The organism is Micromonospora sp. L31 (assembly GCF_052068075.1).
In the GTDB taxonomy this organism is placed as follows: domain Bacteria; phylum Actinomycetota; class Actinomycetes; order Mycobacteriales; family Micromonosporaceae; genus Micromonospora; species Micromonospora purpureochromogenes.
Window position 1 is genome coordinate 18,000 of the sequence record NZ_JBQHDC010000011.1, and the last position, 20,939, is coordinate 38,938.

General features: G+C 73.9%; 23 protein-coding genes. 6 read left to right on the forward strand and 17 right to left on the reverse strand.

The window, feature by feature from the left end:
- Positions 1–35 precede the first annotated feature (35 nt).
- From ACTMS9_RS25080 to ACTMS9_RS25090, 3 genes are all read left to right on the forward strand, one after another.
- Positions 36–365, forward strand: a complete 330-nt coding sequence (locus ACTMS9_RS25080; RefSeq protein ID WP_441142673.1) for a hypothetical protein — start codon at positions 36–38, stop codon at positions 363–365.
- A gap of 309 nt (positions 366–674) precedes the next feature.
- On the forward strand, positions 675–3,662 hold the full coding sequence (locus tag ACTMS9_RS25085; protein WP_441166168.1) for an Hsp70 family protein: 2,988 nt from the start codon (positions 675–677) through the stop codon (positions 3,660–3,662).
- Positions 3,663–3,744: 82 nt separating this feature from the next.
- Complete coding sequence (locus ACTMS9_RS25090; protein ID WP_441166169.1) at positions 3,745–4,005, forward strand: hypothetical protein; 261 nt, start codon at positions 3,745–3,747, stop codon at positions 4,003–4,005.
- 138 nt (positions 4,006–4,143) lie between these two features.
- Here ACTMS9_RS25090 and ACTMS9_RS25095 read toward each other — a convergent pair whose 3' ends face one another.
- The gene (locus ACTMS9_RS25095) at positions 4,144–4,680 is read right to left on the reverse strand and encodes a hypothetical protein (protein ID WP_238451741.1); all 537 of its coding nucleotides are present in this window, start codon (positions 4,678–4,680) and stop codon (positions 4,144–4,146) included.
- Positions 4,681–4,789: 109 nt separating this feature from the next.
- Here ACTMS9_RS25095 and ACTMS9_RS25100 point away from each other — a divergent pair, with 109 nt between their 5' ends.
- Positions 4,790–6,025, forward strand: a complete 1,236-nt coding sequence (locus ACTMS9_RS25100; protein ID WP_441166170.1) for a GNAT family N-acetyltransferase — start codon at positions 4,790–4,792, stop codon at positions 6,023–6,025.
- A 46-nt stretch (positions 6,026–6,071) separates the two neighbouring features.
- On the forward strand, positions 6,072–6,401 hold the full coding sequence (locus ACTMS9_RS25105) for a hypothetical protein (protein WP_441142682.1): 330 nt from the start codon (positions 6,072–6,074) through the stop codon (positions 6,399–6,401).
- Positions 6,402–6,472: 71 nt separating this feature from the next.
- Here the strand turns inward: ACTMS9_RS25105 and ACTMS9_RS25110 are convergent, their stop codons facing one another.
- The 4 genes from ACTMS9_RS25110 to ACTMS9_RS25125 form a co-directional block, all read right to left on the reverse strand.
- Positions 6,473–6,940, reverse strand: a complete 468-nt coding sequence (locus ACTMS9_RS25110; protein ID WP_154942421.1) for a ribose-5-phosphate isomerase — start codon at positions 6,938–6,940, stop codon at positions 6,473–6,475.
- Between the two features lie 71 nt (positions 6,941–7,011).
- Positions 7,012–8,214, reverse strand: coding sequence for a DUF1015 family protein (locus ACTMS9_RS25115; RefSeq protein ID WP_154942420.1), 1,203 nt, complete (start codon positions 8,212–8,214; stop codon positions 7,012–7,014).
- Positions 8,215–8,285: 71 nt separating this feature from the next.
- Positions 8,286–8,597 (reverse strand): hypothetical protein, encoded by a 312-nt coding sequence (locus ACTMS9_RS25120; RefSeq protein WP_441142685.1) that lies wholly within the window; start codon positions 8,595–8,597, stop codon positions 8,286–8,288.
- Positions 8,598–8,940: 343 nt separating this feature from the next.
- Positions 8,941–9,540, reverse strand: coding sequence for a mycothiol-dependent nitroreductase Rv2466c family protein (locus ACTMS9_RS25125; protein WP_441166221.1), 600 nt, complete (start codon positions 9,538–9,540; stop codon positions 8,941–8,943).
- Positions 9,541–9,789: 249 nt separating this feature from the next.
- Between ACTMS9_RS25125 and pepN the strand changes: the two genes are divergently transcribed.
- Positions 9,790–12,336, forward strand: coding sequence for an aminopeptidase N (pepN, locus tag ACTMS9_RS25130; RefSeq protein WP_441142687.1), 2,547 nt, complete (start codon positions 9,790–9,792; stop codon positions 12,334–12,336).
- A 119-nt stretch (positions 12,337–12,455) separates the two neighbouring features.
- On the opposite strand, the gene ACTMS9_RS25135 is transcribed toward pepN, so the two are convergent.
- The 12 genes from ACTMS9_RS25135 to ACTMS9_RS25190 form a co-directional block, all read right to left on the reverse strand.
- Positions 12,456–12,863, reverse strand: a complete 408-nt coding sequence (locus ACTMS9_RS25135; RefSeq protein WP_357607150.1) for a DUF5130 family protein — start codon at positions 12,861–12,863, stop codon at positions 12,456–12,458.
- Entirely contained in the window at positions 12,850–13,152 is a 303-nt protein-coding gene (ctaJ, locus tag ACTMS9_RS25140; protein ID WP_435819943.1) for an aa3-type cytochrome oxidase subunit CtaJ, read from the reverse strand. The genes ACTMS9_RS25135 and ctaJ overlap by 14 nt, the downstream gene beginning before the upstream one ends.
- A 54-nt stretch (positions 13,153–13,206) precedes the next feature.
- Positions 13,207–14,670: an amidase gene (locus tag ACTMS9_RS25145; RefSeq protein ID WP_441142689.1), complete on the reverse strand. Its 1,464-nt coding sequence runs from the start codon at positions 14,668–14,670 to the stop codon at positions 13,207–13,209.
- A 74-nt stretch (positions 14,671–14,744) separates the two neighbouring features.
- Entirely contained in the window at positions 14,745–15,170 is a 426-nt protein-coding gene (locus tag ACTMS9_RS25150) for a PIN domain-containing protein (protein WP_441142691.1), read from the reverse strand.
- Positions 15,167–15,385 (reverse strand): type II toxin-antitoxin system VapB family antitoxin, encoded by a 219-nt coding sequence (locus ACTMS9_RS25155; protein WP_334571585.1) that lies wholly within the window; start codon positions 15,383–15,385, stop codon positions 15,167–15,169. Before ACTMS9_RS25155 ends, ACTMS9_RS25150 begins: the two co-directional genes overlap by 4 nt.
- 28 nt (positions 15,386–15,413) lie before the next feature.
- Positions 15,414–16,424: an amidohydrolase family protein gene (locus ACTMS9_RS25160; RefSeq protein ID WP_441142694.1), complete on the reverse strand. Its 1,011-nt coding sequence runs from the start codon at positions 16,422–16,424 to the stop codon at positions 15,414–15,416.
- On the reverse strand, positions 16,424–16,948 hold the full coding sequence (locus tag ACTMS9_RS25165) for a 3-hydroxyanthranilate 3,4-dioxygenase (protein WP_334571583.1): 525 nt from the start codon (positions 16,946–16,948) through the stop codon (positions 16,424–16,426). Before ACTMS9_RS25165 ends, ACTMS9_RS25160 begins: the two co-directional genes overlap by 1 nt.
- A complete protein-coding gene (locus tag ACTMS9_RS25170) occupies positions 16,945–17,367 on the reverse strand; it encodes a RidA family protein (protein ID WP_441142697.1) in 423 nt (140 codons plus the stop codon). Before ACTMS9_RS25170 ends, ACTMS9_RS25165 begins: the two co-directional genes overlap by 4 nt.
- The gene (locus tag ACTMS9_RS25175) at positions 17,364–18,137 is read right to left on the reverse strand and encodes a 2-keto-4-pentenoate hydratase (RefSeq protein ID WP_441166171.1); all 774 of its coding nucleotides are present in this window, start codon (positions 18,135–18,137) and stop codon (positions 17,364–17,366) included. The genes ACTMS9_RS25170 and ACTMS9_RS25175 overlap by 4 nt, the downstream gene beginning before the upstream one ends.
- Positions 18,134–19,207, reverse strand: coding sequence for a 4-hydroxy-2-oxovalerate aldolase (dmpG, locus tag ACTMS9_RS25180; RefSeq protein WP_179801417.1), 1,074 nt, complete (start codon positions 19,205–19,207; stop codon positions 18,134–18,136). Before dmpG ends, ACTMS9_RS25175 begins: the two co-directional genes overlap by 4 nt.
- Positions 19,204–20,136: an acetaldehyde dehydrogenase (acetylating) gene (locus ACTMS9_RS25185; protein ID WP_441142701.1), complete on the reverse strand. Its 933-nt coding sequence runs from the start codon at positions 20,134–20,136 to the stop codon at positions 19,204–19,206. The genes dmpG and ACTMS9_RS25185 overlap by 4 nt, the downstream gene beginning before the upstream one ends.
- Positions 20,133–20,930, reverse strand: coding sequence for a 2-keto-4-pentenoate hydratase (locus ACTMS9_RS25190; RefSeq protein WP_441166172.1), 798 nt, complete (start codon positions 20,928–20,930; stop codon positions 20,133–20,135). The genes ACTMS9_RS25185 and ACTMS9_RS25190 overlap by 4 nt, the downstream gene beginning before the upstream one ends.
- Between the last annotated feature and the right edge of the window lie 9 nt (positions 20,931–20,939).

The window sequence follows — 20,939 nt, forward strand, 5'->3', positions numbered from 1 at the left end:
CGGTACAGTCACGGCGATTCCGGGGTGGTGACGACGTGGCAGAGGTCGACAAGGCAGTCGAGCGCATCCGGGCGACGGGGGCATATCGGCTGCTCGTCGTCGGATACCGCTGCCTATTGCTCGGGCCGCTCATGATGGGTGTGTCCATCGGCGTGATAGCCCTCTGGTCCCGGAAGCCACCACTGGCGTTCGTCCCGATCATCATCACGTTCGCGACGGTGTTTGTCGGGGCGGCCGCCGTATGGGTTGGGCTGCTAACCCTGTACTCCCGTCGGCTGATGCCACGTGGCGGCACCAATCGACACGCCGCCCTGATGAAGGCCCTGCGGCGGGACCTGACGGCGCCAGTGAGGCGGGGCAAGTAGCGGCACGGGTACAGTCCCCGGCCGCGTGCCGAATCCGCCCGGTGGCGCAGCCTGCTGGCGAGCACGGTCCTCGCCGTCCTCGTCGTCGCCGCCTGGTTGAGGCCGCAGTCGACCACTCTGTACACCTGGCTCCTCGACCAGCCCCAGCCTGTGCGCCGACACACGATCGTCCGGCCATCGTGGTCGCCGTCGGTCCGTCGCGCACTTCCGTTTCGGCCGGCGGACGGAGCCGGGCGGTCGATCAGGTCTGCTGCATCGGCTGCGTACGATGCGGAGCCGGGCAACTCGTGGGCGTGGAGGTATCGACCGATGGCAGGCCAGCAGGACGGGTTCGCCCTCGGCGTCGACCTCGGCACCTCCAACACCGTGGCTGTGCTGCGCTGGCCGGACGGCCGGACCCGGCCACTGCTCGTCGACGGCCAGCCGATCCTCCCCTCCGGCGTGTACGCCGACGCCGACGGGCGGCTGCACGTCGGCCGGGACGCGCAGCGGCTGGCGCAGGCCGACCCGGCCGGGTACGAGCCGAATCCGAAGCGGCGGGTGGACGAGCCGAGCGTGTCGCTGGGCGGGCGGCCGTACCCCCCGGCGGAGCTGCTGGCGGCGACCCTGCGCGCGGTGGCGGAGTCGGCGGTCGCGGCGGCCGGCTTCCTGCCCCCGGCGGTGGTCACCTACCCGGCGGCCTGGGAGGCGCCCCGACGGCAGGTGCTGCACGAGGCGCTGGCACTCGCCGGCTGGCCCACGGCCGCCGAGCACACCATGTCCGGGCCGATCCCGCCCGGGACCCGCCTGCTGCGGGAGCCGGTGGCCGCCGCCCGCTACTACACCGACATGCTGCGCCGGCCGGTGCCGGTCGGCGGCGCGGTCGCGGTCTTCGACTTCGGCGGCGGCACGTTGGACGTCGCCGTGGTTCGCAACGAGGGCGCCGACCCGTGGGGGGACTCCGGCTTCACCGTGATCTCCACCGGCGGGGTGGCCGACCTGGGCGGGCTGGACCTGGACGCCGCCCTGGTGGGCCGGCTCGGGGAGCTGGTCGCCGACGCCGATCCGGCACGGTGGGCCCGGCTGACGACGCCGGAGACGGCCACCCAGTGGCGGGACCGGCAGCAGCTCTGGGACAACGTGCGCGGGGCGAAGGAGATGCTGTCGCGGGCCATTGTCGCCCCGGTCGCCGTACCGGGGGTGGAGACGGCGGCGCGGCTGGACCGGGCCGACCTGGAACGGCTCGCCACTCCCCTGCTGGCCCGGGCGGTGGCGGAGACCCGCGAGGTGATCGCCGCCGCGGGACTCACCCCGGAGCGGCTGGCCGGGCTCTTCCTGGTCGGCGGCTCGTCCCGGATACCGCTGGTGGCCCGGATGCTGCACGCCGAGCTGGGCATCGCGCCGACGGTGCTGGAACAGCCCGAGCTGCCGGTCGCCGAGGGGGCGCTGACCGACCTGCCGATGCCGCGCCCACAGTTTCGGCCGGCACCGGTCGCCGCCGGAGCACCCGGCCACGCCCCGGCAGCGGCAGCGGCACCCGGAGGACCCGGGCACGCGGCGCCGCATGGGACGCCGGGCCGAGCGGCGACGCCGCATCAGACGCCGGGGCAGGCGCCAGGGGCGCACGCGTCACCCGGCGACGCGGCGGCGCACGGAACGCCGGGCCAACCGGCGACGCCCCATCAGACGCCGGGGCACGCACCGGCGACGCCGCACCAGGCGCCGGGGCACGCGCCAGCGGCGCACGGGTCGGCCGGCGACGCGGCGGGAGTGGCCGATGCGGCGGCGAAGACGGCGACGGCGGCGACCCTGCCCCGGCCGGCGTCGACCCGGCCCGACCCGTACCTGCCCGGGCAGGCGGTGTCGCCGGCAGCCGGGACGGTGGCGGGCTGGCCGGGCGTACCCCAATCGGCTCCGCCGGTGTCGCCGGCGCCCGGCGACGGTCCGACCGGGCCGGGACGGTCCCGGCGGGGGCTCTGGATCGCAGTCGGCGCGGGCCTCGCGGTGGTCGGGGTGCTGGCCGCGACCGTGCTGTGGCTGACCCGGGACCGCTACCCGGCGCTGGAGTTCCGGACCCTGGAGGTGGTGGCCACGCCGAAGGCCGGCGCGGAGCGCGCGACCGCCGTGTTCACCTCGATCCTCGGCGACCGCGCCTATCTCGCCCACCAACTGGCCGACGACCGGCTGGAGGTGGTGGCGGTCGACGCGGGCAGCGGGGACGAGCTGTGGCGCAAGGCGACCCCGGTGGGCGCCCAGCGGTGGGCCGGGATCCGCGCGCTGCCCGGCGGGGTCGCGGTCCTCGCGGACGCGTCCGGCGACAGCACGCCGCGCGACCTGCTGGTGCTCGACGCCGGCTCCGGCGACCAACGCTGGCGGCTCTCCGTGCACGGCGACGACGACCTGCACTACACCCGGGACACGGTGGTCTGGGTCGACCGGACCGGCGACCGCCTGATCGGCCTGCGGATGCGCGACGGCCACGAGACGTGGCGCCGGGACAGCCCGCGCGACGAGTACGGCGGCAACCGGACCCGGGTGGTGCGGGTCAGCACCCCGGAGGCGTTGGGCGGTGCCGGGTTCGTCACCGGCGCGCCCACGGCGCCCTGGCTCGGTACCGGCGGCCGGCTGGTGCAGGTGGGCGCCGACCGGTCGGTCCGGTTGATCGACATGGACAGCGGTGACGTGCTGCGCAGCCGGCCCAACGTGGCCGACGTCGACGACCTGGTGGTGGCGCACGCCGACCGGCTGTACGTCACCGAGGACGAGCGCGGTTACCGGCTGCTCGGGTACGACCTGGCCAGCCTCGGCGAGCCGGACGTGCTCCACACCGCCCCCGACGACGGGCGACGGCCGCAGTCGCTGGTCGCCTGCGGCGAGCACCGGGCCTGCCTGCTGGAGGTGCCGGACGGCGAGACCGCGAATACTGAGGTGGTGGCGGCGACCGAGGGCAAGGGCAGCCGGCACTGGCCGGCCCCGGAGGCCGACGGGCTGGTGCCGGTCGGCGAGCACCTGTTGGCCCGGCGGGACTCCCCGCAGTACGCCGTCACCCTCTTCGACGCCGACGGCAGGGCGGTGCTGCCCGACCGGGACGGCGTGGCGGTCCGGTTGGACGCCGGCAACGTGCTGGTCTTCGCGGAGCCGCCGAGCACCGCCGAGGACGACCGCAGCCTCGCCGGCATGGCGGTGGGCGGAAAGTCGCCGTTCGAGATGGGTGAGCTCAAGGACGTCCGCAGCGAGTCCTGCTCGTGGAACGCCTCGGTGATCGCCTGCGGCCGGGAGAAGGACTTCGTGCTGTACCGCTTCGCCGGGGACGACTGAGCCCCACGGCCGGGGCCGACTGCGGCGGACGGTCGGCGGACGAGTCGTTTTCCCCCGGTTCGCCCTGGGTAGGGCAGTCGGCATGGAGACGAAGACGAACGCGTACCTGGTCGGTGGCCCCCGTGACGGCAGCACCCAGCAGGCGGAGAGCGCCCTGCTGGAGATCGAGCTGGACGGCATGATCCACCGCTACGTGCGCACCACGAAGCAGCACGGCGAGGACGGCACGGTCTACAACTACGACGGCATGGTCGCGCCGGACGGCGGGCAGCCCGGCGTCGAGGACCCGGCGGCCCGGGTCGCCTCGCCCAAGGCGGACGCGGAAGGGCACGGCACGGCGTGACGGCGCGGCCGGGGCGCGGATGAACCGCGGCCGGCGGGGTAAGCACCGCCGGCCTGGTGGAGAACGACCCGTTGTCGCGGCCTCCCGCGACCGGACGCGCGGGCGGGTCGGCCCCGGCCGATCCGCCCGCGACGTACGTCAGTTGCCGGTGACGAAGTTCCAGACCGACACGACCCACTCGGTCTGCTGAAGGTAGGCGACCCCGACGCCGACCAGGAAGATCGCGGTCACCAGGTGCGCGCCGCGTGCGCCGCGCCGGATCCGGCCCAGCTGACGCTCCCAGATCACCCGCCCGATCAGGCGGGAGAGCGCGAACAGGCCGACCGCCACCAGCAGGCTCAGCACGAAGGTGAGCAGCGGCGCGCCCAGGTCGCCCCGCCCGGAGATGGCCCAGATCCCCCAGCAGACGAAGGCGAAGAGCGCCCCCGCCATGCTCCACTCGCGGCCCTGGCGCAGCTGCGCCAGGTGCCAGCTCATCGGCCGGCGCGGCGCCGGCTCGTTCCAGGTGTGCTCGTCGGCACCCACGGTGGGGAACTGCTCGGTGCGTGGGGTGCGCGGCCGCCCGACGGAGGCGACGCCGGGGCGGAACGCGTCCCGCTGCGGCGGCACCCCGACACCGGGCTGCGGCGGCACCTCGACTGTCCGCTCCGCCCACGGTTGTGTCTGGTCTGCCATCTCGTGTCCTCCCCTGACCGGTGCCGGCCTCCGGCCGGCCCGCCGTCTTCGAGGGTAGCCAGCCGGCAAATCGGTCGCCGCCCCGCCGACGATGGGCTAGACAGGGGCGATGACCCACCCCGTCGCCGACGTGCAGGTCCCGGCCGCGTCCGACTTCGACGAGATCGCCGACCTGATGGGTGACGCGTTCCACAACGCGTTCGACACCGACGCCCGGGAGGCCGAGCGGGGCATCTTCGAGCCGGACCGGTCGCTGCTGGTCCGCGACGGGGGTCGACCGGTGGCGCACGCCTCCGCCTTCACCCGGACGCTCACCGTCCCCGGGGCGACGGTGGCGGCGGCGCACGTCACCATGGTCGCGGTGGCCGTCACCCACCGCCGCCGGGGGCTGCTCAGCACGCTGATGGGTCGCCAGCTTCGGGAGATCTACGACACCGGCCGGGAGCCGGTCGCGGTGCTGTGGGCCAGCGAGGGACGGATCTACCCCCGGTTCGGCCACGGCCTGGCCGCGCAGCGCCTCGCCGTCGAGTGCCCGGCCACCGCCGAGCTGCGGCTGCCGGAGCCGGCGTCCGCGGCGGGCACTCTCCGCCTGGCCGACCCGGTCGCGTCGCAACCCGAGCTGGCCCGGGTGTACGACCGGGTGCGCCCGGACCGCCCCGGCTGGTCGGACCGGGACGAGCGCTGGTGGCGGTACGTGTTGGCCGACCCGACCGCCTGGCGGGGCGGAGCGACCCCGCGCCGGGCGTTGCTGCACGAGGGGCCGGACGGCGTGGACGGGTACGCGCTCTGGCGGACCCGGGAGGAGTGGGACCAGCGCGGGCCGCGCGGCCAGGTACGGGTGGACGAGGTGGTCGCCACCGACCCCGAGGCGTATCTGGCCTTGTGGCGGACGCTCTTCTCGATCGACCTGACCCGGCAGCTCTCCTGCGGCCGGGTCGCCGTGGACGAGCCGCTGCTGCGCCTGGTGGACGAGCCCCGCCGGCTCGGCGCCCAGTTGGTCGACGCGCTCTGGGTGCGGGTGGTGGACGTCCCGGCCGCGCTGGCCGCCCGCCGGTACCCGACCGCCGTCGACGTGGTGGTCGACGTCACCGACGAGCTGCTGCCGGAGAACACCGGGCGCTGGCGGCTCACCGGCGGCCCCACCGGCGCGGTGTGCGTCCGCACCGACGACCCGGCGGAGCTGGCCTGCGACGTACGCGCCCTCGGCGAGCTGTACCTCGGCGGCGTGGCACCGGCCGCGCTGTCCGCCACGGGCCGGCTCCGCGAGCTGCGTCCGGGCGCGCTCGCCGCCGTCGGCCCGGCCTTCGGCTGGCACCGCGCCCCGGGGGCGATGGAGGTCTTCTGAGCGCCGGCGGGGCCACCGGGGCCGGTGCGGGCGGTACGGTCGGCTGATGGCGGATGCGGAGCGACGGCGACGCCGGCTGCGGCACCAGCCGGACGGGGTGGCCGGGGACGGCGACGGCCCGACGGCGGCCACGGGCGAGGTGCACGACGGCACGCCCGCGCCCCGGGCGCGGCGCGGCGGCGGGGCCGAGGAGAGCGAGCGGGGCCTGCGGGGGCTGGTCGGTTCCGGTTCCTCGCAGGTGGGGGTCGGCGCGGCGCTGCGGGCCCGGGACGCCGCCCGGCCGACTGACGAGGACCTGGCCGAGGCGGAGGCCCGGCTGGTGATCGTGCGCCGCAACTGGGTGCCCCGCGAGGACCTGCCCCGCTCCGGCCGGTGACGGCCGAGGCCGGCCCGCACGGGCCGGCCTCGAACGCAGACCGGCCCGGTGGGGCCGGGGTCAATCGACGGTCAGGGCAGCTCGGGGAGCTGGCGGGTGCGCTCGTACTCGGCCATCTGGGCGATCCGGCGGGAGTGCCGCGGGTTGCCCGAGAAGGGCGTGGTGAGGAACGCCTCGACGATGGCGGTCGCCTCGTCCAGGGTGTGCTGGCGGGCGCCGACGGCCACCACGTTGGCGTCGTTGTGCTCCCGGCCGAGCTGGGCGGTCTCGACGTTCCAGGCCAGCGCCGCCCGGACGCCGGCGATCTTGTTGGCGGCGATCTGCTCGCCGTTGCCGGAGCCGCCGATGACCACCCCGAGGCTGCCCGGGTCGTTGACCACCCGGTCGCCGGTGTGCAGGCAGAAGGCCGGGTAGTCGTCGTCCGGGTCGAAGGCGTGCGGCCCGACGTCCACCAGCTCGTAGCCCTGCTTGGCCAGGTGGTTGGCCAGGTGCACCTTCAACTCGAAACCGGCGTGGTCGGATCCCAGGTAGACGCGCATACCGCGCAGTCTGTCAGGCCCCGCCCCGGCACGTCGCGCGGGCGGCGAACCGGGGCGGATTCGTCACAGCGTCACCGGGGCAGCTCGGCGACGACCAGGCCGCCGCGGGCCTTCGGGGTGAACCAGGTGCTCTTGCGGGGCATCTTCTCCCGGGCCAGGTTCACCGCGACGAAGTCGTCCACGGTCACCGGGGCGATGAGGATCGCCAGCTCGGCCCGGCCGGCGTCGACCTCGCCGGTCAGCCAGCTCGCCGGGTAGTCGCCGCCGACGTAGGTGATCCGCTTGTCGCCCGGGTCGAGGCCGAGCGCATCGCGCAGCAGCAGCCGCTCGACCAGCGCGTGGTCCAGGTTCTCCAGCCGGGCGGCCCCCTCGTCGTGCGGCAGCGTGACCGCGTACCCCTGGCCGGACAGCCGGAGGTGGACGGTGCCGCCGGCCGGCGGGACCTCGACCGGGCCGTCGATCGGGGTGATCGTCGCGCCGGCGGCGCGCAGCCGGTCGAGCAGCTCGTCTCCGGTGGTGGTCAGCTCGCTGACCAGCCGGTTGTAGGGCTGGATGGCGACCGACGCCGGGGTGGTGACCACCGACAGGAAGCGGGGCAGGCCGCCGGTCTGCGCGGCCAGGCTGCGGTGGTTGCCGTCGGCGACCACCAGCTCGCCGCCGCCGGCCAGCGCGGTCAGCTCGTCCTGCTGCGGGCCGGGGCCGAGCAGCCAGATGGCGTGCGTCCGGCCGGCCTGGTCGGTGTCGGTCGCGGCGGGCGCGCCGGCGGACTCGGTCGCCGCCGCGAGCGCGGCGTGCAGCTCGTCGCCCCGCCCGGTCTGGAGCAGGAGTACGGGTGAGAGCAGGTGCCCCAGCGCCTCGGCGAGGGCCACCCGCTCGCGCACCTTGGCGATGAAGACGTCCTCGTTGCGGATGACCAGGCCGGGCTCGTCGGCGCTGGTGGAGATCTGGTCGGTGTCCACCATGGCGAAGAGCCCGTACGCCGACTCCTCGCCCGGCGCGCTGATCCGGTAGAGCACCACGACCTGCTCGGCCGGGGTGTAGCTGCCGTCGGCCTTGGCCTCGGCGAGGCGGGCCACCGCGTCGCCGAGCGCGTCGAGGAAGGACTTGCCGAGGCTCTCCGGCGCCCGGTGGGGCATCTCGATGCCGAGGGCACTGTGCGGGTTCGCCTCGATGATCGCGGTGATTTCCGCGTCGTCGGCGAACTCGTCGTAGTTCTGCGCGCCGGTGCCGCCAGTGGTGATCCAGGCCCGGGCGATCGGATGCACGACCGTCATGGGAGTTGACGCTACCGGCGTCGGCCGCCCGGACGACGCGGACCCCGCGCCGGGTCCACCAGATGAACCGGTCATCCCCGCTCGGCCGGCTCCTTGACGCGGCGGTGCCGTCCGGTCTGGTTGGGGACGGGCGCGCCGCGGCCCGCGGGCGCGGAGCCACCCGGGCAGCCCGGCCGGGCGCCGGGCGGGGTGGCCCGGCAGGTGACCGGGACCCGGGCGACGCCGACCACGATCGGCGGGGCGAGCAGGTCGACCATCTCGACGGGGAGTTCCGGGCTGACCGTCGGCCAGTGGCAGTCGTCGACCGACCAGTACGTGGTGGGGTCGGCCACCTCCTGCCCGGTCGACAGGTCGTCAGCGGACGGACGGCGGTGCTTGGCCATCGGGAAAGCCTCCGGGTCGGCCGGGTGCGGCCGCTGCGGCCGCTGCGCTGGACAACCGGAAAAACGACACCGTGCCCGGGAGGGTGACGCGGCGTCGGCGGCGGCCCCGGGCCGGCACGGCGACGGGCGTCGGAGTCGGACGCGGCCCGGCGCGGTCAGCGGGTCCCTCGAGGGGCGAACCCGGTACGCGGACGCTGTGGAGCTGATGTCGTGAACGAATCACCGACCAGCGACGCGGTGAATCGTTCACGTCATCAGCTCGACAGGAGCGCCACACCGTCCTCGCCCCCGGCCGGGTCGTCGCCTCGGACCGGACGAGCGGGCCCGGGGCGACGGCCGCGGTTCAGTCGAAGATCGGGCCGAGCTCGCGGGAGCGCTTGAGCTCGTAGAAGCCCGGGGTGCCGGCGACCAGCAGGACGCCGTCCCAGAGCCGTCCGGCGGCCTCGCCCTTCGGAGCCGGCGTGATCACCGGGCCGAAGAAGGCCACCTGGCGGCCGTCCGGGCCCGGGGCGTGGACGACCGGGGTGCCGACGTCGGTGCCGACGGGGCGCATCCCGGCCTCGTGGCTGGTGCGCAGCGCCTCGTCGTACTCGGTGGTGTCGGCGACGCCGGCCAGCGCCGGGTCCAGGCCGACGTCGGTGAGCGCGGCCTTGAACAGCTCCGGGCCGAGCTGCTCCTTACCCAGGTGGATCCGGGTGCCCATGGCGTTGTAGAGCTTCGCCACCGCCTCCTGTCCGTGCTGCTGCTCGACGGCCACGCAGACGCGTACCGAGCCCCAGCCCCTGTTCATCAGCTCCTGGTAATCCTCGGGCAGGTCCCGACCCTCGTTGAGCACCGAGAGGCTCATCACGTGGAAGCGGATGTCCACGTCCCGGACCTTCTCGACCTCCAGCAGCCAGCGGGAGGTGATCCACGCCCAGGGGCACAGGGGGTCGAACCACATGTCGACGGTGACACGATCGGTCACGGTGAGGTCCCTTCGCGACGGGTGACGCGCCGGACAGCCCCGGCGCCGCTGCCTCGATCCTCACCCCGCAGGGCAGCGACTGGTAGCGGAATGAGAGCGTGACCTCGACCACCGCGGGGCGTCGGTGCATGGAAGACTCGGCTCGGGCCGGCCGTCACGAGCGGCCGACTGGGCTGGCGCAGCCGCGAGGCGGCGAGAGTGGGATGGAGACGAACAGTGCCGGGAGTGCGCAACCTGACCCAGGTGGAGGCCACCGAGCGGGCCCGCCTGCTGGAGGTGACCGGGTACGACATCAGCCTGGACCTGTCGACCGCCGTGCAGGCCGAGGGCCGTACGTTCCGGTCGGTGACCCAGGTCCGGTTCCGCTGCGCCGAGCCGGGTGCCGGCACCTTCATCGAGACCGCCGCCGAGTCGGTGCGGTCGGCGACGCTCAACGGCGCGCCGGTCGACCTCTCCGGCTGGTCGGCCGAGAAGGGCCTGGCGCTGTCCGGGCTGGCCGCGGAGAACACGCTCGTCGTGGACGCCGACTTCGCGTACTCCAACAGCGGGCAGGGCCTGCACCGCACGGTGGACCCGGTCGACGGCGAGACCTACCTCTACAGCCAGTTCGAGACGGCCGACGCGCAGCGGGTCTTCGCCTGCTTCGACCAGCCCGACCTGAAGAGCGTCTACACCTGGCACGCCACCGTCCCCGACCACTGGCGGGTGGTGTCCAACATGCCGGTGGAGCGCGAGGAGCCGGCCGGCGAGGCGCTCAAGACCGTCCACTTCGTGGAGTCGGCCCGGATGAGCACCTACATCACCGCGCTCTGCGCCGGGCCGTACCACGAGGTGCGGGACAGCCACGACGGCATCGACCTGGGGGTCTTCTGCCGAGCCTCGATGGCGCCGCACCTGGACTCCGACGACCTGTTCCTGATCACCAAGCAGGGCTTCGACTTCTTCCACGAGCAGTTCGGGGTGCGCTACCCGCTGCCCAAGTACGACCAGCTCTGGGTGCCGGACTTCAACGCCGGCGCGATGGAGAACTTCGGCTGCGTCACGCACGCCGAGTCGCACTACCTGTTCCGCTCCCAGGTCACCGACTTCGAGTACGAGCAGCGGGCCAACACGATCCTGCACGAGCTGGCGCACATGTGGTTCGGTGACCTGGTCACCATGCGCTGGTGGAACGACCTGTGGCTGAACGAGTCGTTCGCCGAGTGGGCCAGCCACTGGTGCAACACCCACGCCACCCGGTTCTCCGAGGCCTGGACGACCTTCCTGTCGATCCGGAAGAACTGGGGATACCGGCAGGACCAGCTCTCCTCCACCCACCCGGTGTACTGCGAGATGCCGGACCTGGAGGCGGTCGAGGTCAACTTCGACGGCATCACCTACGCCAAGGGCGCCAGCGTGCTCAAGCAGCTCGTCGCGTACGTCGGCGAGGAGCCGTTCCTGGCCGGCCTGCGGGCGTACTTCGGCAAGCACGCCTGGGGCAACGCCACCTTCGACGACCTGCTCTCCGAGCTGGAGACCGCCTCCGGCCGGGAGCTGCGCAAGTTCGCCGCGCAGTGGCTGGAGACCGCCCAGGTCAACACGCTGCGCCCCGAGGTGACCATCGGCGACGACGGGACGTACCAGCGGGTGCTGGTCCGCCAGGAGGCACCGGCGGGGTACCCGACGCTGCGTACCCACCGCATCGGCGTGGGCCTCTACGACCGCACCGACGGCCGGCTGGTCCGCCGGGAGCGGATCGAGGTCGACGTGACCGGCGAGCAGACCGAGCTCTCCGCGCTGCACGGCAAGCGGGCCGCCGACGTGCTGCTGCTCAACGACGACGACCTGACGTACACCAAGCTGCGGCTGGACGAGCGGTCGATGGCCACCGTGGTGCAGCACATCGCCGGGCTGGAGTCCTCGCTGGCCCGGGCCCTGTGCTGGACGGCCGCCTGGGACATGACCCGCGACGCGGAGCTCGCCGCCCGCGACTACGTGGCGCTGGTGCTGGCCGGGCTCCCCGCCGAGACCGACATCAACCTGGTCACCGCCACCCAGCGCCAGGCGAGCACCACGATCACCGTCTACGCCGACCCGGCCTGGGCGCCGACCGGCTGGGCGGAGCTGGCCCGTACCGCGAAGACGGCGCTGTCCGCCGCCGAGCCGGGCAGCGGCTTCCAGCTCGCCTGGGCCCGCGCGTACGCCTCGGCGGCCCGCTCCGCCGAGGACCTGGCGACCCTGCGCGGCTGGCTGGACGGCAACGGCGTGCCGGCTGGGCTGACCATCGACACCGAGCTGCGCTGGACGGTCCTCCAGTCGCTGGTGGCCAACGGGGCGGCCGGCGCCGCCGAGGTCGAGGCCGAGCTGGCCGCCGACCGGACGGCCAGCGGCGAGCGGGAGGCCGCGTACGCGCACGCGCTGGTGCCGACCGCCGAGAACAAGGCGGCGGTCTGGGCCGAGCTGACCGGCCCGCAGTCGCTGCCGAACTGGCGCAACCGGGCGCTGCTGCAGGGCTTCACCCACCCGGCGCAGGTGGAGCTCACCGCGCCGTACCGGGAGAAGTACTTCGCCAGCGTGGCGCAGGTCTGGGCGCAGCGGGACAGCGAGCCGGCGCAGGAGTTCGTCCAGCTCGCCTACCCGGCGTACCTGGTCGAGGAGGAGACGGTGGCGGCCACCGACGCCTGGCTGGCGCAGGACGGGCACCCGGCGCCGCTGCGCCGGCTGGTCGCCGAGGGCCGCGACGGGGTGGTCCGCTCGCTCAGGGCCCGCGCCAAGGACGCCCAGAGCGCCTGACAGGAGTACCCGGTCCGGGGCCGGCGTGGGCGAGAGCCCGCGCCGGCCCCGGACCGTCATCGGAAGCACGAAGCCCGGCCCGCGTCACGCGGGCCGGGCTTCGTCGTACGTGCGGGGACTCAGGCCCTGCCGGCGTGGCTGGCGAGCTGGTCGAGGCCGTTGATGATGCCACCGGCCAGGTCGCCGCCGCCGAACGCCGCCACCATCGACAGCGCGGCGAGCCGGGCGTACGTGTCGGGGATGCGCTTGCGCGCGTGCCGGCCGGTGACCACCTCCAGCTGGCGCTGGTTGGGCGACACCGCGATCAGGACGGACCGGTCGGGGTCGGCGAGCTGGCGGTGCAGGCGCTCGGCGTGCTCCCGGACCGGCTCGTCGAGGCCGCCCACGTAGACCGAGAAGACCAGGCCGGTGCCCTGGTCGGCCAGGCGGAGCGCCTCGTCGATGCGCAGCAGCTGGCGGGTCGAGAACGGCCCGTCCAGCACGTCGGGCGGGTTACCCGTCCCGGTCTGCATCTCACCAACGGTCACTTGCGCCTCCGGTTCCACCGGCCGGCGCCTCGATGCCGGCCTGCTCGAGCTTGTGGCTGGTCAGCGCTGGCGCCTGCGCGCCTGCGGACAGGGCGGTGCCGGCCGAGTCGGCCAGCTGCTCCGGGCGGCCCAGGAACCAGACGGGGGTGAAGTCGAAGCGGCGGCCCGGCCGGTAGCGCTTGGACCCGCCGCCACCTCGGCGGTTGCTGGCGAACACCAGACCGACGATCACCAGCATCACCGCCGCCGGGATGCCGACGAAGATCAGCAACGTCTCAGTGACAGACAATCCCAACGCCCCCAGGCGGAAGATAGCGACCAGAGCATCCGGGTCGGGTGACGATCATGGCGCCGACCTCCCGACTCCGCTGCCATTCACGTTAGCGGAGTCGACGCCCCGCCAGATTGCGGGGTGCCGATCCCATCCGTCACTGCAGTGTTCCAGTTGCGCTGCGGTGGCGATCAGTCGGGCGTCGTCGCCGTAGCGACCGGTCAGCAGCACCCCGACGGGCAGGTCGGTCGCGGTGCGCCCGAGTGGTAGCGAGACGGACGGATCTCCCGTCACGTTGAACACCGCGCAGTACGGCGAGAACCGGCGCTGCCGGTCGAAATCGGCGGCCGGGTCGGCGTCGGCGGTGAACCAGCCGATCGGCGCCTGGGGTGCGGCCAGGGTGGGGCAGAGCAGCAGGTCGCAGTGGGCGGTGCGACGGGCGCCGAGGCGTACCTGGGCCTGGATCTCGCCGAGGGTGGCCATCAGCGCGCCGGCGCCGACGACCGCGCCCCGGGCGCGGAGGAACCGGGTCAGCGGCAGCAGTTCGGACTCCCGCTCCGGCGGCACCGGGGCCAGCGCCAGCACGTACCAGAGGGTCTCGAAGAGCGGCCACACCGCGGGGCCGAGCGGCCGGTCGACCTCGACCACCTCGTGGCCGGCCGCGGTGAGCAGCGCGGCGGCCCGGTCCACCGCGGCGACGCAGTCGGGGTGGACCGGCTCTTCGGCGAGCATCGGGGCGTCGAAGCGGCCGATCCGCAGGCGGCCCGGGGCGGCCCGGCGGGCGACGCCGAGGTAGCCGCCGTCGGGTCGCGGCGGCGGCAGGTACGGCTCGCCGGGCACCGGCACCGCCATCGCGTCGAGCAGCGCGGCGACGTCGGCGACCGTACGCCCGAGCGGGCCGTTGGTGGGCAGGCCGAACGCGCCGAAGCCGAGCGGGCCGCTGGAGACCAGGCCCCGGCTCGGCTTGTAGCCGACCAGGCCGCAGAGGGCGGCCGGGATGCGCAGCGACCCGCCGCCGTCGGAGCCCTGGGCGACCGGGACCAGGCCGGTGGCCACCGCGGCCGCCGCGCCGCCGCTGGAGCCGCCGGCGGTGTACGCCAGGTCCCACGGGTTGCGGGCCGGCGGCGCGACCAGCCCCTCGGAGTAGAGCGAGCAGCCCAGCTCGGAGGTGGTGGTCTTGCCGAGGCTGACCAGCCCGGCGGCGGCCATCAGCCGGACCACGTCGGCGTCCACCGGCGGGACGAAGTCGGCGAACGCCGCCGAGCCGAAGGTGGTGCGCACCCCGGCGGTGAGGGTCAGGTCCTTGATCGCGGTCGGTACGCCGTGCAGCGGCCCGCGCCCCGCGACCGGTACCGCGTCGGCGGCCCGGGCGGCGGCGAGGGCGCGCTCGGGCGTGACGGTGACGAACGCGCCGACGGTGTCGCCGAGCGCGTCCACCCGGTGCAGGTGGTGCTCGACCAGTTCCACGCTGGACAGCTCGCCCCGCGCCACGGCGGCGGCCTGCTCCAGCGCGGTCAGGTCGTGCGGCTCGGCCATGCCGCCATCCTGCCCGCTCGGCGGCCGGTTGGCCCGTCGACACGGCCGGGACGCAGATCCGCGCCGACGTGGCGTCAGGAGAGGGTGCCCGCCGGAGCGACCCACTCGGACCGTGGGCCACCGACCTCGCTCAGGAGGTCGAAGTCACGGTCATAGTGCAGAACGGTCGCGGAGTATTCGGCGGCCGTGGCGGCGACGGTCACGTCAACCGGGCTCGCGGCGCGGTGGTGACCTCGGGCGGTCAGCGCCAACTGCAGGTCCCGGGCTCGCGTGCAGACCGCAGCGGTGACCGGCAGGTCCACCATGAGTTGAGCGCGCCGGGCACGGATGGTCATGGCGTCCCGGAAGTCCCGCGCGCTGCGGCCGTCCTCGAGATCCAGCGGAAGGCATGTTGCCGCGAGGCCCTCCTCGAGGATCGCCGCGAGTCGCTTCTGGACCACCGGCAGACGCATCCGGGCCCAGGCCGACGTGTCGATCAGATAAAGGCCGCTCGGAGTCACGCGGCATCCTGCTGGCCGCGTGGTGTCTTGTCGTCGTTCAGGATCCCGGTCCAGTCACGGTCGACGGACAGCAGTTCGCGTACGGCCTCCAGCCGCTCACTGCGTTCCGCCACCAGCCGCAGCGCCGCGTGGATCGTGTCCTTCTTACTCTTGGTGCCCAGCTCACGCCGCGCGCGTTCGAGCAGGTCATCATCGAGGTCGATAACAGTCTTCACGAGAAGACTATATAACGCCATGCGATGTTTATATACCCGGCCGGCCGAGGAAGCGCAGCGCGTTGCCGCCGAGCAGCTTGGCGCGTTGCTCGCCGGTGAGGAAGTCCGCCTCGTGGACCACCCGCCCGACCGGCCGCTCCCCCAGCGGGTACGGGTAGTCGCTGCCCACCAGCACCCGGTCGGCGCCCATGGTGTCCACCAGCAGCCGCAGCGCGGCCGGGGCGAAGACCACCGAGTCGACGCTGAACCGGTCGGTGTAGGAGCTGGGCGGCGCGGTCGAGGCGCCGCGTACCAGGTCGCCACGGCGGTGCCAGGCGTTGTCGGCGCGGCCCAGCCAGAACGGGAAGCTGCCGCCGCCGTGCGCGAAGCAGATCCGCAGCGTCTCCGGCACCCGGTCGAAGACCCCGCCGAGGATGAGCGCCAGCACCGACAGGTGCGTCTCGGCCGGCATGCCGGTGAGCCAGCGGGCCATCCACCGGTCCAGCCGGGGCCCGCCCGCCATGTCCCACGGGTGCACGAAGACCGGCGCGCCCACCGCCGCGCAGTGGGTCAGGAACTGCACGATGCCGGCGTCGTCGAGGTCGCGGTCGCCGACGTGGTTGCCGATCTCCACGCCCACGTGCCCGGCCGCCAGACAGCGGTCCAGCTCGGCGCAGGCCGCGTCCGGGTCCTGCAACGGCACCTGGCAGAACGGCACCAGCCGGTCCCCACCGGCGGCCGTGACCTCCAGGGTGAGGTCGTTGAAGATCCGGGCGACCTTCACCGCCTGGTCGGCGGGGCGGTCGTAGGAGAAGAAGACCGGCGTCGGGGAGACCACCTGCACGTCGACGCCGTCGGCGGCCATGTCGGCCAGCCGGGTCGGCGCGTCCCAGCACTCCGCGCCGACCGGACGGAACTCGGTCTCGCCCACCATGATCATGGCGGCGCGCTCGGAGTCCACCCGCAACCAGGGCCAGCCGGACCCGCCGCACGCCGCGGCGAGGTCCGGCCACCCCCTGGGTACGACGTGCGTGTGCACGTCGACGACCGGTGGGCGCATCAGCCCTTGCCCGGGTGCAGCGTGCCGCACTTGTCGCAGGTGCGCGCGGACTCGTCGGCGTAGAACGCCTGGAAGACCGGGGGCAGGTCGGCGGCGATGTCGCGCACCTGCAGCTCCACCTCGTGCACCTTGTGCCCGCACTCCGGGCAGTACCACTGGAACTTCTCCAGCGTGCCCTCCTCGCGGACCCGCTCCACCACCACGCCGATCGAGCCGGGCTCGGGGCGCTGCGGCGAGTGCGGGGTGTTGCGCGGCAGCATCCACATCTGACCCTCGCGCACGTGCACCGTACGCGGCCCCTCGGGCGTCATCAGGTTGATGTGCATGTTGCCCTTGACCTGGTAGAAGAACTCCTCGTAGGGGTCGACGTGGAAGTCGGTGCGCTGGTTGGGCCCGCCCACTACCATCACGATGAAGTCGTCCCCACCCGGGAACATCTCCTTGTTGCCCACCGGCGGCTTCAGCAGGTGCTGGTTCTCCGCGATCCAGCCCGGGAAGCTGAACGGCTCGGCGATCTCACTCACGACTGACCTCCTTGGGGAAGCAGGGCGACGGCCTGAATCTCGATCAGCAGGTGCGGGTGCGGCAACTGGTGCACGGCAACCGTCGTCCGGGTCGGCCCGGACGCGTCGAAGAACTCCGCCCACACCTCGTTGTAACCACCGAAGTCGTTCATGTTGACCAGGTACGAGGTCACCTGGACGAGGTCGGAGAGGTCCGCACCGACCGACCGCAGCAGATCACGGATGTTCTCGATGACCGCCCGGGTCTGCACCCGGATGTCGAGGTCCGTGGTGCCGAACTCGTCCACCGACACACCCGCGAAGGTGTTGTCCGGCCGCCGCGCCGACGTACCCGAGACGAAGACGAACCCGCCCGCCACCTTGACGTGCGGAAACGCCCCCCGCGGCACCGCCTTGCCGGCGACCACCCGGGCGGTCACGACGCGGCCCGCAGCGAGGCGGCCCCGAGCTTCTCCACGACGGCACGCACGTGGGCACCGGGGCGCAGCGGCACAGCCGCGGTGGCGGCGCCGGCGAGGAAGACCCACCCGGAGCGCATCCGCACCCCGTGCCGGCCGGCCAGCCGGATGCCCTCGTCCAGCGCCCGGCGCGGGTCGCCGAGGATCGCCGCCGTCGAGCCGACCTGCGCCACCCGCCCGTCGATCTCGAGCAGCACGCCCAGGTTGTCCAGCCCGTCGGGCACCGGCGACCACGGCCCGACCACGAACGCCGCCGCCGAGGTGTTGTCGGCGACCACGTCCGGCAGGGAGAAGGTGAAATTCGCGTAGCGGGAGTCGATCAGCTCGATCGCCGGGGCGACCGCGCGGACCGCGTCGGCGAAGGCGCCGACCGGCTCGCCCGGATCGGGGAGGCGGTCCAGCAGGAACGCGACCTCCGGCTCGACTCGTGGGTGGATGAAGTCGGCCACGTCGACAGTGCCGCCGTCGGGGACCCGCATCACGTCGGTGAGCCGGCCCCAGATCACCTCGTCCACGCCGACCTGGGCCATCTTCGCCTTGCTGGTCAGCCCCATCTTGAGCCCGACCAGCCGCTCGCCCCGGTCGAGCCGGCGCTGCAGCAGCGCGGTCTGCACCGCGTACGCGGCGTCGACGTCCAGGCCGGTCTCGGCGGCCAACTGCGGGATCGCGGTGGCCGAGTCCGCCGCCACGCCCAGCCGCTCGGCGATCCCCGCGACATCCACCCCGATCATGCGGCCTCCCCCTGCTCCTCGCGGCCGGCCAGGTCCAGCGCCACGTCCACGATCATGTCCTCCTGGCCGCCGACCATCCGCCGCCGGCCCAGCTCGACCAGGATCGAGCGGACGTCCACGCCGTACTTCGCCGAGGCGCGCTCCGCGTGCCGCAGGAAGCTGGAGTAGACCCCGGCGTACCCGAGGGAGAGCGTCTCCCGGTCGACCTGGACCGGGCGGTCCTGCAGCGGCCGGACGATGTCGTCGGCCGCGTCCATCAGCGCGAACACGTCGCAGCCGTGCTTCCAGCCGTGCAGCTCGGCGACCGCGACGAAGACCTCCAGCGGGGCGTTGCCGGCCCCGGCGCCCATCCCGGCCAGCGACGCGTCCACCCGGACGGTACGGCCGTGCGGGGCGTCCGGGCCGGCCGGCCCGTCGCCGGCGATCCGGCCGTGCTCGACGGCGAGCACGCTGTTGGCCACCCCGAGCGACAGGTTGTGGTGGGCGTGGATGCCGATCTGCGTCTCCGGCCGGAGCACCTGCCGGTACGCGTCGACCCGCTGCGCCACGTCGGACATCAGCAGCCGGCCGCCGGAGTCGGTGACGTAGACGCAGTGCGCCCCGTACGACTCCATCAGCTTGGCCTGGGCGGCCAGCCCGGCCGGGTCGTTCATGTGCGACATCATCAGGAACCCGGAGACGTCCATGCCGTTCTCCCGGGCCCAGGAGATGTGCTGGGCGGAGATGTCCGCCTCGGTGCAGTGGGTGGCGATCCGCACGCTGGTCACCCCGAGCGCCTTCGCCGCCTTCAGGTCGGCGATGGTGCCGATCCCGGGCAGCAGCAGGGTGGTCAGCTTCGCGGTGGTCAGCACCTCGGCGGCGGCGGAGATCCAGTCGGCGTCGCTCGCCGCGCCGTGGCCGTAGTTGACGCTGGACCCGGCCAGCCCGTCGCCGTGCGCCACCTCGATCGCGGCCACCCCGGCGGCGTCCAGCGCGGCGGCGATGGTGCGCACCTGGTCGACGGTGTAGCGGTGGGCGATGGCGTGCATGCCGTCGCGGAGCGTCACGTCCTGGATGTACAGGTCGGTCACGCCGGCACTCCCTTCGCTCCCAGGGCCACCAGTCGCTCGGCGGTGCGCAGCGCGGCGGAGGTCATGATGTCCAGGTTCCCGGCGTACGCCGGCAGGTAGTGCCCGGCCCCGGAGACCTCCAGGAAGACCGAGACCTGCCAGCCGGTCAGGTGCCGCCCGAGCGACGGCACGTAGGTGTCGACCCGGTCGAACTGCACGTCCTGCTTGAGCCGGTAGCCGGGGACGTACTCCTGCACGGTGGCCACCATGTCGGCCACCGAGGCGGCGATGGCGGCCCGGTCGGCGTCGGGGTCCGGGCAGAGGCAGTAGACGGTGTCGCGCATCAGCAGCGGCGGGTCGGCCGGGTTGAGCACGATGATGGCCTTGCCGCGCTCCGCGCCGCCGACCACCTCGATCGCCCGGGCGGTGGTCTCGGTGAACTCGTCGATGTTGGCCCGGGTGCCCGGACCGGCCGACTTCGAGGCGATCGAAGCGACGATCTCCGCGTACGCGACCGGGGTGACCCGGCCGACGGCGGCGACGATCGGCACGGTGGCCTGCCCGCCGCAGGTGACCATGTTGACGTTGCTCTCGTGCAGGTGCTCGTCCAGGTTGACCGGGGGCACCACGTACGGGCCGATGGCCGCCGGGGTCAGGTCGACCACCGTGCGGCCGTGCGCCCGCAGCACGGCGTCGTTGTGCCGGTGCGCGCCGGCGGAGGTGGCGTCGAAGACCACTTCCACGTCGGCGAACTCGGGCATGGCGACGAGCCCGTCCACGCCGCCGGCGGTGGTGGCCACGCCGAGCCGCCGGGCCCGGGCCAGGCCGTCGGACTCCGGGTCGATGCCGGCCATCGCCACCATCCGGAGGCTGTCGCTGAGCCGCAACACCTTGATCATCAGATCGGTGCCGATGTTGCCGGACCCGATCACCGCCACACCCGTGGTCATGCCCGGGCCTCCTTCGCAAAACAGGTCCGCACCGAACCGAGCCCGGAGATCCGGGCCTCGTACGCGGCGCCCGGGGTGACCGGCACCATCGGGCCGAGCGCCCCGGAGAGCACCACGTCGCCCGCGCGCAGCGGGTCCCCGGCCCGGGCCATCGTCCGGACCAGCCACTCCAGCGCGTGCAACGGATTGCCGAGGCAGGCCGCCCCGGCGCCGACCGAGGCCGGCTCGCCGGCGTGCTCCAGCACCATCCCGCACAACCGCAGGTCCACGTCGGCGAGCCGGCGCGGCGTGGTGCCGAGCACGAACATCCCGCTGGAGGCGTTGTCGGCGACGGTGTCCACGATGGAGATGTCCCAACCGGCGATCCGCGAGTCGACGATCTCGATGGCCGGGAGCACGTGGTCGACCGCCCGGAGCAGGTCCACGGTGGTGACCCGCTCGTCGGTCAGGTCCGCGCCGAGCACGAAGGCGATCTCCGCCTCCACCCGGGGCTGGAGCAGGCGCTCGATCGGCACCTCGACGCCGTCGCCGACCGCCATCGCGTCGGTCAGCACCCCGAAGTCCGGCTGGAATACGCCGAAGCTCTCCTGCACCGCCCGGGAGGTCAGCCCGATCTTCGCGCCCACTCGGCGCTCGCCCCGGCCCTGCCACGCCCGCGCCTGCAACTGCTGCACCCGGTACGCCGACTCGACGTCGCCCTCGGGCAGCAGCCGCCCGCGCAGCGGTGGGCAGGGCTTCCCGCTGGTACGGGCCTCGGCCAGCTCCCGGTTCGCCGCTTCGATGTCAGCTCTCACGCCGGCTCC